This window comes from Oscillatoria sp. FACHB-1407, assembly GCF_014697545.1.
Classification (GTDB): domain Bacteria; phylum Cyanobacteriota; class Cyanobacteriia; order Elainellales; family Elainellaceae; genus FACHB-1407.
On the sequence record NZ_JACJSA010000004.1, the window covers coordinates 218058 to 233487 of the forward strand.

Here is a 15430-nt window from a genome sequence, read left to right on the forward strand (position 1 = left end):
CCGAAAACACAGACTCCGCTGTTGAATGGAACTCTATCCAAGTTCACTCAACTCAACACACTACTGGGGTAATTGTGACTTCAATTCTAAGGCATTCCACGGAGACTCCTTTGATCTAGATCACATATATGAATGAGTAGAATCATCCTGCTTATTAAGCTAAATAACACATACCCAAACGACTTACTACCAAAAAAACTCACTTCAATAACACTCACCTCAATCGTTGGCCATCAAGATTGAGGACAAAATACATTGAGTTTTTATGAGGTTATATGAGGTTTAAAAAACCAACGGTCAATTATTAATAACCCTTGTCTAAGGGTGCATGATTAACGTTGTCACATCCATACGGGAGTCTACAGAAAATCTTTAATACCAACTGAAAATTCGTAGGGGTGTTTCAGAAATACTTTTAGAGAAGTGATATGTGAACTCAACCGTAAAACAAATTGATCAAGATCACAGGTTCACTTTCAGGAAGTATGAACTTTTCTGGTTGTTGTTGCTTGTTGTTTTAGGGATAGTGAGAAGCAACCAAGGAGAAACAACAAAGCGACCAAAGCACCCAGAGGAGTATGTGATATGTTTAACCCCACAGAAGTCATGATCGATCAATGCGTCAAACGGTTGACCAGTGGCTATCATCAAGCCTTTGGTAATCGCGACACAGAGTATGCTGATTTAATCGGTTGGGTTGCCCATCTCACTCTAGAGGCGATCGCCCACAGTGACGCTCCCTACCACGACATCGAACACACGATTTTGGTGACCCTGGTTGGACAAGACATTTTGCGTGGTAAGCAGTGCCTGGATGGATATGTATCACCCAAAGATTGGGCACATTACATCATCTCGTTGTTGTGTCACGACATCGGTTATGTCAAGGGAGTTTGTCAGCCCGACCAGATGACCCAACGCCTCTTTGCAAGTGGAAGAGGTGACAACTTGGTGCAACTCGCCGCCGGAGCCACCGATGCCAGTCTGACTCCCTATCACGTTGATCGCGGACAACAATTTGTCGCTGAAAAGTTCTCCAATCATCCGTTGATTGAGGTTGCTCTGATTCAAGACAACATCGAGTTAACCCGTTTTCCGGCACCGGATCGGGACCTCTATCGCGACACCTATCACTATCCCGGTTTGACGAGAGCCGCTGATTTAATCGGGCAGTTGAGTGACCCCCGCTATCTACAAAAGCTGCCAACGCTGTTTTATGAGTTTGCAGAAACAGGCACTAACCAGCAGTTGGGTTATCATCATCCTGATGATCTGCGGGCTAGTTATCCCAACTTCTACCGCAAAGTTGTTTATCCCTATGTGCAAACGGCATTGACCTATCTCGAAGCCACTCAACAGGGACGGCAGATTGTGGCAAACCTCTATGCCAATGTTTTGTCGGCTGAGCAAAATTACGCGGGCTTAAGTCTTGCTGCCTGATCTCTCAGCATGGGTCATACCCCTTGCCCCGGATCTTGTATCGCCTGCTATGATGGTGTACGTACTAGCACGGACGAAGGCATTTTTTTGAACACCTCAGACAATTGCTGTGCTATCTCACTTACAGCCTTTCTATTCAGTTTGGAAATGATTTAAATCACGATAGATAGTGATTTGGCTCAGTATCAGATGTGACTCGTTTGAGCCATACTATATCTGCACAAGCACTATCTACCGTCTTTGGGGTGTATGCAATCGCAAGTGAATTTACCGGATGCCTCAATTGAACAACTGGTTGAGCAGATCTTTGCGACCCGTCGAATTACTCGTGTTGATCAAGAGCGGTTTATGTCGGCTCTGCTATCTAAAAAAGCGTTAAATGATGCCGAACAGGTTCAGATCAATCGAGTGTTTGATGCTCTTCGTAGCGGTTTAATTAGGGTAGTAGAGTAACCAACGCTCAATGGGAATGAAATCCTACAAAAATGAAAGAGACGCGATCGCGTCTCTTTTCTATTTCAAAGGAGTTTTAGACCGAGTTGTTAGCTAACGCAAGCAACAGACTAACGGCTAGACCGAATCGGCCCGTTGTAATCGACTGTCACGCGCCAGTTATCCCGAAAGACGGTGACGACGCTCTCAACTGAAGGAGTTGCGGTGGGTCGTCCGCCTACAAAGGTGAATGTCCAACTGCCGTCACCATTATCAACATAGGGTGAGTTTGCAGCAGGACCATGCATCGATGACTCCGCCCGATAGCGGCTCAAACCACCGTTGGCACGCTCGGCGGCTTGTCTAGCTAAGTTTTTAGCCCGACCTAAATCAGCATCAACGGACACTGGAATGGTGTTAATTTGCTGAGTCCGAGTTGAGGAAGAACCACTGGTTGAAGTTTGGGCGTGGGTCTGAATGGTGCCTACAGTCAGAGCAGTAAGAGCGATCGCGGTTGCAATAGCAATCTTCTTCATAGGTTGTCTGTGATAGAAGTGTGACGATTGATATCCGAAAGCAACGTTGTATCAGGAGGTCCCACTTTCAAAGGGAGAGCTTTTAAAACGTTGCAACACTTCACCGCTTGACGGCATCACAGCTCAAAATGTGCCCACTGATGCAAAACAGCTAAAACCAGGGGGTCTGAAATCGTTCCTGTACCGTGGTTATCCCTACTGAAGAATTCTGACGCCCACGACAGAAGTGTTAAACCGATAAGTGAGTCCCTCGATCTCTAGAGGAGTGCCAATCTTAATCTTGTTATTTCCCAGCACTGGACCACTATCGACAATCTGAGCATTGCCACCCAGGGTAATCACCATATCAACGGTGTAATCTAACTCAGGGCGTGGGTCAGGAATCGCTCTCAGAGAACCGTCAGGTTGAGGAGCCGCAACAGTACGGGGCAATTCTTTTACAGTTTTGATGTCAACCTGCCCATAGGGCTGATTGCGAATAATAATGTTGGTCTTACCAGCATCGCGAATCTCGCTAACGAATTCAGCAGGGTTGGCAACCGTCAATCCTCGAACCATAACATCGACTTCGACGGGTTTTGTCTCGACCCCTAACTGAGCAACAGATCCGGAGCTTCCTGGAAAGAGAAAAATACCTGCTGCGACCAGGAGCATGATGATGGCAGCTCCAACGTCGAGAATGCTAATTTTGCCAAATAACCGACCTTGAGAATCTAAAATAGCCATGACGATAACGTCACCCCAGTGAGACACTTTAGCACGCAGCACCAGTTATACTTATTGCAAAAATAAAAATATACTGATGCGCTAGACCTTGCTAGCCTATCATGACTAGTGGTTCGTCAATTGTCTTTATTGAGCTGAGGCAACATCAAGCACATCAGTTACGTCATGTATTGAGTTAGTGCTTTGCACTGAGATTAAGTTTTTCTCTTGTTAGATTACTCACGATTTTCTCCTCATACCGGGTTATGTCTAATCTGTTGTCTCAACTCTACCGTCAGATCCGCCGCCGCTGGATCTACGGCTTTATGTCGCTGATTGTGGCGTTGGGGGTTGTTACTGCCACGCCTCAATCTTCTCAAGCCATTCCCTGGCTCGATCTCATTATTCGGGGGGTTCAGGTCATCCAGCTTTCTAACCTGTCTGATAGGCAAGAGGTTGCGTTGGGGGGTCAAATTAATCAACAGCTTGTCAGCCGAGAATTTAGACTATACAACAACCGTGCTGTCACGGACTATGTCAATAATATTGGTCAACGATTGGTGCCCCATAGCGATCGCCCCAATATCCCCTACGTGTTTCAAGTTGTGGATGACAACCAGGTCAACGCTTTCGCGACGATGGGCGGTTATGTCTATGTCACTACGGGCTTAATGAGAACCGCCGACAACGAAGCCCAACTTGCCAGTGTGATTGGGCATGAAATTGGTCACATTGCGGGTCGCCATGCTGTCGAGCAAATGCGACAAACGGCGATCGCTCAAGGAGTCGTAACTGCTGCTGGTCTAGATCGCAGCACAGCCGTCAACATCGGCGTTGAGTTAGCTTTGCGTCGCCCCAACAGTCGCCAGGACGAGCTTGAGGCAGATACAACAGGGTTATCCACCCTGACTCGCGCAGGTTATGCCCCCAGTGCGATGGTGGCGTTTATGCAAAAGTTGATGGGACAGTCAGCGATTCCCTCATTCCTCAGCACCCACCCTGCAACCCGCGATCGCATTCGTGCTTTGGAACGTCAGATTGATCCAGCAACTGCTAACAATGGCATTGGTTTGGATAACACTGCTTATCGCAATCAGATTCAGCCCGTTGTCAGACGCTAAATCCTATAGCTGTAGCCTATACGGGATGAGGTGGAGGCGAGTCAGGGAGCCTCCCAGAATCAGGGTTTGAGCATTGCCTTTGCCCTAAGCTTTTTGACCAAAGCCAGGGCTTACGCAGTTAACGTCAGTTCGGTTTAAGAGCCTGGCGAATGAATTCGCGGCTACCAAAGCGAAGTCCGCCGACGCGGACTGCCGGAAATCAAAGGTTTACTCAACTTTAAGGCTACGTGTAAACACAATTCTTCATAGCCCCCTACATTCCCCAAAATTGGTAGGGTGGTTTCATGTAAACAAAGAAAAGTGAATTGGAGTTTAATTCCCTTAATCTGTCCCCAAATCCCCTAGCTCTGGGGGACTTCAGACCAATTTCCTAAGGGGGGTGAAGCAAAAATTCTTCACTTGTATGAAACCATCCTGCTACATTCCCCAAAATTGGGGTCTTTGAGCCTTCGTTAAGGGTCTTGACCCAACCAGAAACCCCCGTACTTGGAACCGATGCGAAGCGTGTCTGTGGGTGAACCAAAAACACCTTCTACTAGAGGGTTTGGGGGGACTCCCTAATGCCTGGTTTTCACACGCTTGAAACAACCATGCACCCAGATCTACTGCGTATGCATCAACTGGCGACGACGACCCACCACTAAATGCGGATCAATTTGGATCACGGCTTCTGCCAGAGGCATTGTCCGCAATACATTCTCAAAAACATTCACCTGATAAACTCGTTGGTTCGTGATGTCTAGCCCAGTGAGCCATCCACTTTTGGGGTGGTAGGCACCTGTGTCAATATCCAGCCAGCCCTGTCCTTGGGCGATCGCTCCTGGAATGACGTCGGGCAACGTAAAAGTAATAGTATGCCCGGTGATGATCAGCTTATCGGGGAAGTAGGGTTTTGTCATGCTGTGAAATTCTTCCCGAATCCAGCAGTATTCCTGTGGGGTTTGTTCTTCAATCGGCAAGCCGGGGTGAACACCTGCATGAGCCAGCCAAATATCCCCCAAATCAAGGTGGGTTGGCAGAGTCCGAAACCACTTGATGTCATCTACGAGTTGATCCGGGTCGCCGTAGCTAGAAACGGTTGTTTGTCCACCGCTATACAACCAGGCTTGCAACGCCGGATGCAGCACTTTGCCTTCGGGCAGGGCATCTAACAACAATTGTTCGTGGTTTCCTAAAAGACAGGGATAGCCCTGTTGACGGACAAAGCTGACCACCTGGGAACTTTTGGGGCCTCGATCAATCAAATCACCTAAGAAATAAACCTGGTCGGCAGAGGTGGGGGCGATCGCATCAAGCAACTGCATCAATCCGTCATAATGACCATGCACATCACCGACAAAAATGCGACGACTACTCATCCCAACCATTTGAACCTCTTACCGACGTTCCTAACGTTACAGCCAACAGGAATATTACAGCATACCCTATCCGGGGGATTACTGACCGTAATACTGAGCTAAAACCTTCATTCCATTATGCCCAATCTCATTGGGGAAGATTACGAAGAATCCAGTGAAGATCACAAAGAGACTGTTAGGAATTACCCATTGAAACTGTGAAGTGTATCGGCTGAAACTGTGAAGTTTATTGCCTTCAGAGGTTATTGGCTTAAGGCTCGCAGAAACTCTTGCAACCCGGCTAAAAAACCTTTGCGTGGGGCAGGGCGAGCCGCTTCTGTATCGGTTCCTTGAAAGAGAATGCGCTCCAGGGTTTCCCCAATCGGTTTTTGTGGCTCTTCGGCAATCAGTTCATAGCCATTCTCGGTCTCCCGCCAAACCTGCCACGGAGAGGGGTAGCAGCGAAACAAGGCTGCCCCCTCCAAAGGGCGAATGTAATAACACGACTCAAAGGTGTTCAGCAGTCGTTCCCGTAATTGCCGTGCAGCATAGCCAATGCCAATGATGGCGATGTCTTCTAGACGAGGGTTTAACAACACGACCGGACGCTGCTGTGCCTCTTCACACAACTGCTCAACCTGAGTCACCTCAACAGAAGACGGCTCAACAAACAAAAAAACTTCTTCTTCGGGCTGAATCACCGCCTTCAACTCACCTATGCCACGGATGGCATAGGGCTTTTCACCCCAATCACGCCGTGCGAGTGCTGCCGAACCCGGATCGGGAAAGAACACCCGAAACCTATCACCCAGGTCTTCAAAAGCAGGAATAAACTGTTCGGCGACAGGCATGATCTTTAACTCTGGAAAGACCAGTTCGACCTGGAGGCGGGTTAACCCGTCAGCGATCGCTGCTTTGGTTGCTTCTCTTGCCTGAGCGATCGCGTCATCTAAGTTTTGAGGAAGTTGAGTCATAACAGTGTGGCGGTAGCCGTCGGTGATCAATGGGTAATCGGTGGGCGTGTGGATAAGGTGATGGGTCAATCGGTCGGCGGGTGAATGGGAGACACGCCTTTACTTTTCGCGTGGTTGGGTTGGGTCAACGTAACCCTGAAGGTTTTCAGGATTTAGCTCTTTAAGAATGCGGCTTGCCTGATTGGTCACGTTAGGAGCACCTTTCACCACCACCAGATATTTTCCCTGCTTTAAGCGATTGCGATAGGGCAATGCATCGCCACTGCCAAACGCAATCCCGCTACCGCCTCCAATAAAGAGACTGCCCATACCTCCGGCGATCGCCCCAAAAACGCCTCCGATCAAATGGTTGCCCAGCACACCCGCCCAGGGAAACAGCTCAATTTGGGTCAGTTCATTAAAGACATACCCTGCAATAAATCCAAATGGCACTAACCAATAGGACATCAATTGGGCTTGTTTACGGGCTTGTTGACTGGGGTCGATGAAACCGAATTCATCTGCGGTCTGATACCCTTTGCCCAAAATGCTGATCTTATCCAACGGCAAGCCCGCCTTTTCGAGGGCAGTATAGGCTGCCTCGGCTTGAATCCGATCTGGCAAAACAGCAATCACATAGTTCATAGCTGAATTAGCGGTAGAACCCAAACGAAACATTACTATTTCATTATCAGATCGGGTGGAGCATTCAGGTCATGATCTTGAGCAAAGCTCCTATTCCAGTTTCACCACATCCCGTAGACCCATCCAGTTGTGTTGGCGTACCCCCCAAGACACAATGACGATCAGGAGAAGGAACGCGACCAACAAACCAATACCGATGGGAACGCCAAACTTGAAGGTTGACCCCATGTAGGTCAAAAAGAAAGTTCCAGGGATTGTTCCCAAAATCGTGGCACTGGCATAAATCGGCAGGGACAGACCACTGATGCCCGCCCCATAACTCATCAAGTCAAACGGCAACACCGGGAAGAGGTGGCTAATAAACATCACCCATCCCAGATAGATCTCGCCGCGATGGGTTGAGAGATAGATGATTTTTCCGGTGAGTGCCTGGACGGTCGATCGCCCCAAGGTACGTCCTATAAAATAGGCGAGCAAACTGCCCGCCGAAATGCCAATGATGGCATAGATTGCTGCTGGGACAGCCCCCCAAACGGCACCTGCGGTCATAGTCAGGGGTGTGCCTGGAATCGGACTCACGACTACCGCCAACGCAGAAACCCCAATAAAAATCAAAACCCCAACCCAACCCATTGACTGGATGAGTTGTACGAACCGAGTTGGTTCAAAATCGCCGATCTTGAAATGGGTCAACAACCACCAACCAAGACCCAAACATGCCAAAAGAACAAGCAGAGCAATGAGATTTTGAAGACTCAAGATAGCCTTTAACCGCTTTGATTTACGCATAGAGGATTTGTCTTAGTCGGTTGGAGATGGCAATATAATGTGTTGTTCGTCTTGCTCCCGGTTGATCGCCAGGAGTCCAGTTTGAAAGAATAACTGCTGCTTTACACGGATCAGAGCAAAACCTCTGAGGCGTTTCCAGGTGAAGCCTGAGAAACGAGGAGTCAGGGGTCAGACGGTTTCCCTCAATCACCGAGAAAAAATAGTTAATACAACTGAACCTAATAGATGGTGATGCCCTAAACAGGTTAATCCTGCATCTTGCCCAAGGGTTGCTCGATGAGCGGGACTATACAGGCAAATGCCACCCGGAGAAATAGGCAGTTGTTGAGATGCTACCCAAGGGGGCGCGATTGGGTCAACCCAGTAAAAGGATGCCCGCGATCGCAACACTCTTGCCACTTCCGCTAACACGCTTTGAGGGTTAGGGTAATGCAAGAAACTCAGCGTACTAAAAACTCCATCAAGCTGCTCAGTTGCAAACGGCAGTCCCTCCGCATTCCCTTGAATATATAGGAGACGGGGATGATGCCGATTTTGCCGACGTGCCTGACGGAGCATCTGAGCCGAAAAATCTAGCCCAATACCTCTCATTGTAGGAAAAGCATTTGCCAGACGGTTCAGTAATTGCCCTGTTCCACAGCCCATATCGAGAACGGTTGCCCGTTCTGGAAGGGCAACAAATTCCAGTAGCCGCAGGTGAATAGCCTGATAAGCTACGGATGGCAAAAGCCAGTCATAGGTTAGTGCCCACTGGTCAAAAAGCTGTTGCTTTGAACCAAAGATCAGGTCTGCGAGTTGATGAAAAACCATATTGGACAGAGAGAAACGCTCTGCCCATCAATTTTTAACTTTTTTGAAGTTTATTGGTACGACCTATCAGGTGAATTTGAGTTAAATAGCCCAAGCAGTGGACCGAGGATGGCACCAAAGACAAACCCTCCTGCGTGCGCCCAGTAAGCGACTCCACCGCTCTCCATGCCGACGTTGGTTGCCGGTCCCAGGCTGACGATTCCGTAAAACGCCTGTTGCACAAACCAAAAGCCCAGGAAGAAAATTGCCGGAATGCGAAAGGTGGTTAGCAAAATCCCCAATGGAATTAGAGTTAAAATTCGGGCTTGCGGGAAACGAAGGATGTAAGCCCCCATGACTCCGGCGATCGCCCCACTGGCTCCCAAGGATGGAATGTCAGACCCGGAGGAGAAAAACCACTGTGCCAGAGCCGCTAAAGCCCCACATGCTAGATAAAAGATCAGATATTTGACGTGACCGAGACGATCTTCGACGTTGTTACCAAAGATCCAGAGAAACAGCATGTTACCCGCAACATGGAGAAACCCAGCATGGAGAAACTGAGATGAAAAGAGGGTCGTCCATTCTAACGGGTTGCCTCTCCCCTCAAAACTTGCCGTTAATTCTCGCGGCACAACTGCCCACACGCGAAAAAACTGTTCGAGCTCCCCAGGCTGTTGCAGCATCAATTCATATATAAAAACGATGACATTAATAGCAATTAATGCGTACGTAACATAGGGGGTAATCGTCGTAGGATTGTCATCTCTTAGAGGAACCACAGACGCTTCTCCTGAGTGGTCTACATTCGTAGAATATCGCACCTCTAAAGTAGGAGTTTCACCCTTACGGACGGTTCTCAATAAGATACTTAAATCAAGAGAGGCAGCCTATCTAAAGCACAACCTGGGTTAGCCCCATCACGCTTCAGATAAATTGCCTCTCTTAAATAGGTTGACTACTGAGAAGGAGGTTAGCCAACAAAGTAGTCAGTGCTGAAGAGTATCAAAGTACAATCCCCACAGTGGCGGAGTTAAAGAACCTCGGACTGGGGCGATCGCCTCTGATTAACCTTCAACGGTGATTTTGCCAACCATACCTGCACCCCGGTGAGGAGCACAGAAATAGCTGTAAGTTCCAGTGGGCATGTCTGCGGAGAAGGTCACCTCAAACGACTCACCGGGGGAGAACATCAACTGTTCGTGGGAAATCTTAGATGCCAATTCTTTGCTGGCAGTTGGGATTTGTTTGTCATCAAAGACAATGTTATGGGGGGGGAGTTTGTTGTTGACCCATTTAACGGTGTCACCAACATGAACGGTTACGTTGGAGGGTTCAAACGCCAACATACCGCTGTCAGCACCCATCTTGACTGTAAAAGTCTCAGCCGCCGCAGGTGAAACTGCCACCATTAAGCTGCCAATGACCAACACCATCGTCAACAGGGCGAGACTTAAACTCCGTGAAACTCTAGCAATCAATTTCATGGTTACCTCGGAAGGTTTAAGTTGAATTCGTCATTCAAGTAGAATTCTAGCCTGAATGGCTAAACTTCTAAACTTTCAATCACCTGCAAAATTTGACAATTGCCTAAAAAGCAGGGTGTTTAGAACGGCTCAAAACTCCATTCCACCCCAACCCGGTGCTTTTTGAGCGGCTCTTAAAATAAAAGCCGCAAGATGCTCAACCTGAGCTTGAGACATCCAGCTTTCAGGAATGTCGCGACAGGAAAAGGATTCCTCAGTGCCATCGTAGGTCATGGGTTGTCGCATGAAAGCCACCAGGGGAGCGATCGCATCCCGAGGAGGAGTTGCATGACGCAGTGCCTCCAGCGACAGGGGCACCGTTGGGTCAGGCAACGTTGCACCCCCAGCATGGCAATTTTTGCAATTTGCCTCAAACAAGCGTTTGCCCTCCGACAAATCTGCCGCTGAAAACAAGCCAGTCTTGCTCTCATCCAACGAAAGTTCGACTGGCTCACTTGCGTCCAAATATCGGAGCACATAGCTATCTAAAGAAACTGCCTGAGCAGGCGAGGCAAGAGCCAGCACGCTCAGGCATACAACAAAACAAATCTGTAGAAAGCACCGAAATGCAATGGGAAACCGCATGGGTCACAAGGGGTTAGTCAAATAGACAGTCAGGAGTCGATCTTAGTAGTAGATCTTGCCACCGCCCCATTTTTCACCCACAACTTTAGGTTGCAGCAGGATATGTCCTGCAATGTCCCGCAGGTTGTCTTCAGTGAGGTTTCTCATCTTGGGGAAGATGTCTGTACTTTGGGTGCTGGGGTGCAATTCAGCGATCGGCTCTAGCCCGTCGTAGGTGGTGGGGTCATGCATATAGTCCACCAGGCTAGCGATGCTGTCACGGGGAGGAGTTGCACCTGCCAAAGCTTCTGGATCAAGCCCGACGTTAGGATCGGTTTTTGTGATCCCACCTACGTGACATTGACCACAAGCATAGTTAAACAGGCGTTTTCCTTCTGACACCTGTTTCAAGCTTAAAACAACGGTATCCCCCGACTCGTTTAGCTTGACTGTCCGAGTAGCTTCGTCAAGCTCCGCTGCTGCCGCAGTTCCTACAAACATCTGAAGAACAAAGATGATGGTGACTACAGCGAGCCAAATAGATTTCTTAAGCACAAATGGTTCTCCTTAAAATACGTACCTCAGTCATCAGGATTTCAACACAGCAAGCTCAATCTTCTTTAGCTTCGGCATACCAGCCTATTGCTTCTGCCACTTGTTGCCTTCGAGACAACCCGATGAACTAGCAAACATCTGGTACAGACCGAATTGGCATCATGATGTCAAAGCCTTCACTCTAGATGAATCAGGCCAGTTTTTAATGAGACAAGCCTCTAGCAGAACTAGAATTTTGTCTTTGAACAATAATTTGAGTCATAATTGCCTTGACATCTTGAATATCGAGAAAGCCCGCAGTTTTGCAGATCATCGGAAACCCCTATAGAAAAGGATTGTTTTCCGGATTTTAGGAGACAATCCTAGTACATAAATGATCCGCAGATCTACAGAACCTAAAGTGGCTAGTCGTTGATAAGGCAGAATTGAACTGTTCTAATTCAATATCATGCCACTGAACGGGTTCATTCCCAAGGCAGTTTTAATGCAAATCCCATTGGCTTCTACTCTTGCCAGGAAGATGTCGGATTGACACAATATTGAGTAATCCCCTGTTCTGGAACGAACCGTAAAGGAGGCAATAGATTCGGGGTGATTGTGGGAATACTGCTTTATAAAGTAGAAACGGGTCAAGGTGCTGTTTAGTTATGGTTCCAGCCCGATCGCCGCTCATCCGATGCGCTGGGTCGTCAGTGTAGCAATGGAGACGCAGGTCGCATCTGCCATCTCGTCCAAGATAACCAGGGGTTAGGTAAAGAGTTATGAGTACGGTTTTGATTGTGGATGACAGCCAGACGTTGAGGCAAATGCTCTCAGACTTGCTGCAAAAGAATGGAATTAAGGTCGTTGAGGCAACAAACGGAATTGAGGCGAAGGAGCAAATTCGGGCGAGTGTGCCTGATCTCGTAATTACTGACCTGATCATGCCCCAGATGAACGGCTATGAGCTTTGCCGATGGATTAAGAATGAGCCAACCACTCAAAATCTACCTGTTCTGATCTGCTCAACCAAGAGTGAGGAGTTCGATCGCTATTGGGGGATGAAGCAAGGGGCAGACGCTTACATTACTAAACCCTTTCATCCGCCTGAGTTGATCAAAACCGTAAAGCAACTCCTGCGAGATGCGCATTGAGCCATAACGATGACCCCAGAAATAGTTAACAATTTTAGGGATGAGATAAAAACCTCTAATCAAATTGCTTTTATTGATAGTGAAAGCTGTGTAACGGTGTAAGTAATCTGGAAGTATGTAAGCCGAATTTGAGTAAGATGAGTGCAGCGATCGCTGACTTAAAACTCTATAAGCCATTAACCTCGTGACTTATCGCAATCCGATTCCTACGGTTGACATCATCATCGAGATGATGGATCGCCCTTATCGCCCCATAGTCTTGATCGAACGGTTGAACGCTCCGCTAGGTTGGGCGATTCCTGGAGGGTTTGTGGATTACGGTGAATCGGTCGAAACTGCCGCTGTACGGGAAGCAGAAGAAGAAACGGGATTACACGTTAAGTTGATCGAACAGTTCCAGGTGTATTCTGATCCGGAGCGTGATCCCCGACAACACACCATTAGCATTGTGTTTCTGGCAACAGCGAAGGGACAACCCAAAGCCCAGGACGATGCCAAGGATGTCAAGATTTTTGAGCTGTGGCAGATTCCCAATAACCTATGTTTTGACCACGATCGCATTTTGCGGGATTACCGATATTATCGGGATCATGGTTTAAGACCCCGATTGGCGTGAGGACACTTGGTCGTCGGTATTGATGTGATGGGCACTTTGGGTCTGGCGATTTTTGCCCTGGCGGCTGAAGTCACGGCTATCAAACAAAGTCCGCCAACTTAGCCCATTCCCCATTCCCTACTCCCCCTTATCTAGAGACTGGTAGGATTGAGTAGCGAAAAAGTTACGGTCGGAAGTTATGCGAAAGATTATTCAAACGGATCAAGCTCCCGCACCTGTGGGTCCCTATAACCAGGCGATCGCCACAACGGGGCAGTTGCTCTTTGTCTCTGGGCAGATTCCTCTTGATCCCCAAACGGGGGCGATCGTCGGCGAAGGGGATGTGGTGAAGCAGACCGAACAGGCGATCGCTAATCTGACTGCCATTTTGACTGCCGCCGGAGCGACGTTGAGTGATGTGGTGAAAACGACGGTATTTTTGGCGGACATGAACGACTTTGCCGCGATGAATGCAGTCTATGCTCGTGCTTTTGATGAAGCGACTGCGCCTGCGCGTGCCTGTGTGGAGGTGTCTCGGTTGCCCAAGGATGTGCGGGTTGAGATTGAGTGTATTGCTGTAATTGGCAGTTGAGGTGGGAAGATCTCCCGTTTTGAGGTTCGGTTCCACCCACTTCTCTTCCCTTAAGGGCTTGTTAGAGTAATCAATAAGTTAACAAACCCTCTGAGTGAGGTTCCCCATCGTGAACAACACCAACCAACTTTCAGAACTCTTTGGAAGCAATGCTGAATCTGGCAACCTGTTTTTGCAATATGTGCAATCCATGAGTCCAGAGACGATCGCTCAATTGTCGAAGCCAGGTTCTCCAGAGGTCTTCCAGGTGATGGAGCGGAATATTATCGGGTTGTTGGGCGGTTTACCCTCCGAGCAATTTGACGTGACGATCACCACTAGCCGCGAGAGCTTAGGACGGTTGCTGGCTTCTGCAATGATGAGCGGTTACTTCCTCCGCAATGCTGAGCAACGCATGGCATTTGAGAAGACCTTGCTGGCTCATTCCTCCGACGCTGAGTAATACGTAACTCTGGGAGCAGTGGGCGTTTTGCAAAACGCCCCTACGAGAACCCAATCCTTGATTAAGCGGTGTCTTTGACCAAACTACCTTCAAATCAACAAGACTTAGGCTCGGCAGATCAAAAGCAAGATCTGTCGAGCTTTGTTATGGGTCAGGTGCAGCAATTGGCGATCGCCCCTTTACAGCAGGCATTGTTGCGTTGGTATGGCGAACAGGGGCGGGATCTGCCCTGGCGACGAACTCGTAATCCTTATCATATTTGGATTTCCGAGATTATGTTGCAGCAAACCCAGGTCAAGACGGTGATCCCCTATTACGAACGGTGGTTGGCCCAGTTTCCCACGGTGGAAGATCTGGCGATCGCCCCTCAACAGCAAGTGCTCAAAGTGTGGCAAGGGTTGGGTTATTACGCTCGTGCCCGGAATTTGCACCGGGCGGCTCACGTGATTGTGCAGGAGCATGGAGGGCAGTTTCCATCGGAGTTTGAGATAGTTTTGGCATTACCTGGAATTGGACGAACGACGGCTGGAGGTATCTTAAGTGCTGCCTTTGACTTGCCTACACCGATTTTAGATGGCAATGTGAAGAGGGTATTGGCAAGGCTGATTGCGTTGCCCGTTCCACCGAACCGTGCCCTTGAGTTGCTCTGGCAAGTCTCAACGGCTGTGCTCGATGTCCAGCATCCACGAGACTTTAACCAAGCCTTGATGGATCTGGGGGCGACGATTTGTACCCCCAAGAACCCGGCTTGTTTGCTGTGTCCGTGGCGAGAATGTTGTCAGGCTTATCAATTAAACATGCAAAACGAATTACCAACCTCTGAAACCCGCGCCCCTCTGCCCCGTAAGTTTATTGGTGTGGCGGTGATTTGGGATGACCAGGACAATATTTTGATCGATCGTCGTCGGCAAGAGGGCTTGCTGGGGGGCTTGTGGGAGTTTCCAGGAGGCAAAGTCGAACCGGGAGAAACGATTGAGGAGTGCATCAAACGCGAAATTCAAGAGGAATTGGGGATCGATATCGAAGTGGGCGATCGCCTCATGACCGTAAACCACACCTATTCTCACTTTCATGTCACCTTAAATGTGCATCACTGTCGCCATCTCAGCGGCGAACCGCAACCGATCGAATGTGATGAGGTGAAATGGGTCACGCTCGATGAATTGCATGAATATCCCTTTCCAAAGGCAAATGTGCAGATTATTGATGCGTTGCTGAGCTATCGGGATGGGAAGTAGAGGGGTAGATATCCAGGAGAGACGCGATTAATCAAGAA

Annotated in this window: 19 protein-coding genes; 8 read left to right on the forward strand and 11 right to left on the reverse strand. The window is 48.6% G+C overall.

The features are described from left to right. Positions 1 to 585 precede the first annotated feature (585 nt). Both H6G89_RS09065 and H6G89_RS09070 read left to right on the forward strand, forming a co-directional pair. Positions 586 to 1440 (forward strand): Npun_R2479 family HD domain-containing metalloprotein, encoded by an 855-nt coding sequence (locus H6G89_RS09065; protein WP_190505166.1) that lies wholly within the window; start codon positions 586 to 588, stop codon positions 1438 to 1440. A 249-nt stretch (positions 1441 to 1689) separates the two neighbouring features. After that, the gene (locus tag H6G89_RS09070; RefSeq protein WP_190505168.1) at positions 1690 to 1893 is read left to right on the forward strand and encodes a hypothetical protein; all 204 of its coding nucleotides are present in this window, start codon (positions 1690 to 1692) and stop codon (positions 1891 to 1893) included. A 110-nt stretch (positions 1894 to 2003) separates the two neighbouring features. On the opposite strand, the gene H6G89_RS09075 is transcribed toward H6G89_RS09070, so the two are convergent. Both H6G89_RS09075 and H6G89_RS09080 read right to left on the reverse strand, forming a co-directional pair. Continuing rightward, positions 2004 to 2408: a hypothetical protein gene (locus tag H6G89_RS09075; protein WP_190505170.1), complete on the reverse strand. Its 405-nt coding sequence runs from the start codon at positions 2406 to 2408 to the stop codon at positions 2004 to 2006. A 195-nt stretch (positions 2409 to 2603) separates the two neighbouring features. Beyond that, complete coding sequence (locus H6G89_RS09080; protein WP_190505186.1) at positions 2604 to 3134, reverse strand: DUF4330 domain-containing protein; 531 nt, start codon at positions 3132 to 3134, stop codon at positions 2604 to 2606. 245 nt (positions 3135 to 3379) lie between these two features. Between H6G89_RS09080 and H6G89_RS09085 the strand changes: the two genes are divergently transcribed. Continuing rightward, positions 3380 to 4234 carry a M48 family metallopeptidase gene (locus tag H6G89_RS09085; protein ID WP_190505188.1) on the forward strand — a complete coding sequence of 285 codons (855 nt, stop codon included), beginning with the start codon at positions 3380 to 3382 and terminating at the stop codon, positions 4232 to 4234. A gap of 602 nt (positions 4235 to 4836) precedes the next feature. Here the strand turns inward: H6G89_RS09085 and H6G89_RS09090 are convergent. The 9 genes from H6G89_RS09090 to psbV form a co-directional block, all read right to left on the reverse strand. Beyond that, positions 4837 to 5592: a metallophosphoesterase family protein gene (locus H6G89_RS09090; RefSeq protein ID WP_190505486.1), complete on the reverse strand. Its 756-nt coding sequence runs from the start codon at positions 5590 to 5592 to the stop codon at positions 4837 to 4839. A gap of 242 nt (positions 5593 to 5834) precedes the next feature. After that, positions 5835 to 6545 (reverse strand): DUF1995 family protein, encoded by a 711-nt coding sequence (locus H6G89_RS09095; RefSeq protein ID WP_190505488.1) that lies wholly within the window; start codon positions 6543 to 6545, stop codon positions 5835 to 5837. Between the two features lie 99 nt (positions 6546 to 6644). Beyond that, complete coding sequence (locus tag H6G89_RS09100; protein ID WP_190505191.1) at positions 6645 to 7169, reverse strand: hypothetical protein; 525 nt, start codon at positions 7167 to 7169, stop codon at positions 6645 to 6647. Positions 7170 to 7259: 90 nt separating this feature from the next. Beyond that, positions 7260 to 7958 (reverse strand): TVP38/TMEM64 family protein, encoded by a 699-nt coding sequence (locus H6G89_RS09105; RefSeq protein WP_190505193.1) that lies wholly within the window; start codon positions 7956 to 7958, stop codon positions 7260 to 7262. A 186-nt stretch (positions 7959 to 8144) separates the two neighbouring features. Beyond that, the gene (locus H6G89_RS09110; RefSeq protein WP_190505195.1) at positions 8145 to 8768 is read right to left on the reverse strand and encodes a class I SAM-dependent methyltransferase; all 624 of its coding nucleotides are present in this window, start codon (positions 8766 to 8768) and stop codon (positions 8145 to 8147) included. A gap of 50 nt (positions 8769 to 8818) precedes the next feature. Beyond that, positions 8819 to 9529, reverse strand: a complete 711-nt coding sequence (locus tag H6G89_RS09115) for a rhomboid family intramembrane serine protease (RefSeq protein ID WP_190505197.1) — start codon at positions 9527 to 9529, stop codon at positions 8819 to 8821. Positions 9530 to 9814: 285 nt separating this feature from the next. Next, entirely contained in the window at positions 9815 to 10234 is a 420-nt protein-coding gene (petE, locus tag H6G89_RS09120; RefSeq protein ID WP_190505199.1) for a plastocyanin, read from the reverse strand. 129 nt (positions 10235 to 10363) lie between these two features. After that, the gene (gene psbV2 / locus H6G89_RS09125) at positions 10364 to 10858 is read right to left on the reverse strand and encodes a photosystem II cytochrome PsbV2 (protein WP_190505201.1); all 495 of its coding nucleotides are present in this window, start codon (positions 10856 to 10858) and stop codon (positions 10364 to 10366) included. Between the two features lie 42 nt (positions 10859 to 10900). After that, a complete protein-coding gene (gene psbV, locus H6G89_RS09130; RefSeq protein WP_190505203.1) occupies positions 10901 to 11392 on the reverse strand; it encodes a photosystem II cytochrome c-550 in 492 nt (163 codons plus the stop codon). A 761-nt stretch (positions 11393 to 12153) separates the two neighbouring features. Here psbV and H6G89_RS09135 point away from each other — a divergent pair. The 5 genes from H6G89_RS09135 to mutY all read left to right on the forward strand — a co-directional run bounded on the left by H6G89_RS09135 (position 12154) and on the right by mutY (position 15392). After that, positions 12154 to 12525: a response regulator gene (locus H6G89_RS09135; protein WP_190505205.1), complete on the forward strand. Its 372-nt coding sequence runs from the start codon at positions 12154 to 12156 to the stop codon at positions 12523 to 12525. Between the two features lie 184 nt (positions 12526 to 12709). Next, positions 12710 to 13141, forward strand: a complete 432-nt coding sequence (locus H6G89_RS09140; protein WP_190505208.1) for an NUDIX domain-containing protein — start codon at positions 12710 to 12712, stop codon at positions 13139 to 13141. Positions 13142 to 13319: 178 nt separating this feature from the next. Then, positions 13320 to 13712, forward strand: a complete 393-nt coding sequence (locus tag H6G89_RS09145; RefSeq protein ID WP_190505210.1) for a RidA family protein — start codon at positions 13320 to 13322, stop codon at positions 13710 to 13712. Between the two features lie 109 nt (positions 13713 to 13821). Next, on the forward strand, positions 13822 to 14154 hold the full coding sequence (locus H6G89_RS09150; RefSeq protein WP_375539685.1) for a DUF760 domain-containing protein: 333 nt from the start codon (positions 13822 to 13824) through the stop codon (positions 14152 to 14154). A gap of 68 nt (positions 14155 to 14222) precedes the next feature. Next, positions 14223 to 15392 carry an A/G-specific adenine glycosylase gene (mutY, locus tag H6G89_RS09155; protein WP_309229732.1) on the forward strand — a complete coding sequence of 390 codons (1170 nt, stop codon included), beginning with the start codon at positions 14223 to 14225 and terminating at the stop codon, positions 15390 to 15392. The last annotated feature ends 38 nt before the right edge of the window (positions 15393 to 15430 follow it).

Excerpts from the sequence above, each read along its gene's own strand:
- H6G89_RS09065 (WP_190505166.1), top strand. The coding sequence starts at position 586 with ATGTTTAACCCCACAGAAGTCATGATCGATCAATGCGTCAAACGGTTG.
- H6G89_RS09070 (WP_190505168.1), top strand. The coding sequence starts at position 1,690 with ATGCAATCGCAAGTGAATTTACCGGATGCCTCAATTGAACAACTGGTT.
- H6G89_RS09075 (WP_190505170.1), bottom strand. The coding sequence starts at position 2,408 with ATGAAGAAGATTGCTATTGCAACCGCGATCGCTCTTACTGCTCTGACT.
- H6G89_RS09080 (WP_190505186.1), bottom strand. The coding sequence starts at position 3,134 with ATGGCTATTTTAGATTCTCAAGGTCGGTTATTTGGCAAAATTAGCATT.
- H6G89_RS09085 (WP_190505188.1), top strand. The coding sequence starts at position 3,380 with ATGTCTAATCTGTTGTCTCAACTCTACCGTCAGATCCGCCGCCGCTGG.
- H6G89_RS09090 (WP_190505486.1), bottom strand. The coding sequence starts at position 5,592 with ATGAGTAGTCGTCGCATTTTTGTCGGTGATGTGCATGGTCATTATGAC.
- H6G89_RS09095 (WP_190505488.1), bottom strand. The coding sequence starts at position 6,545 with ATGACTCAACTTCCTCAAAACTTAGATGACGCGATCGCTCAGGCAAGA.
- H6G89_RS09100 (WP_190505191.1), bottom strand. The coding sequence starts at position 7,169 with ATGAACTATGTGATTGCTGTTTTGCCAGATCGGATTCAAGCCGAGGCA.
- H6G89_RS09105 (WP_190505193.1), bottom strand. The coding sequence starts at position 7,958 with ATGCGTAAATCAAAGCGGTTAAAGGCTATCTTGAGTCTTCAAAATCTC.
- H6G89_RS09110 (WP_190505195.1), bottom strand. The coding sequence starts at position 8,768 with ATGGTTTTTCATCAACTCGCAGACCTGATCTTTGGTTCAAAGCAACAG.
- petE (WP_190505199.1), bottom strand. The coding sequence starts at position 10,234 with ATGAAATTGATTGCTAGAGTTTCACGGAGTTTAAGTCTCGCCCTGTTG.
- psbV2 (WP_190505201.1), bottom strand. The coding sequence starts at position 10,858 with ATGCGGTTTCCCATTGCATTTCGGTGCTTTCTACAGATTTGTTTTGTT.
- H6G89_RS09135 (WP_190505205.1), top strand. The coding sequence starts at position 12,154 with ATGAGTACGGTTTTGATTGTGGATGACAGCCAGACGTTGAGGCAAATG.
- H6G89_RS09145 (WP_190505210.1), top strand. The coding sequence starts at position 13,320 with ATGCGAAAGATTATTCAAACGGATCAAGCTCCCGCACCTGTGGGTCCC.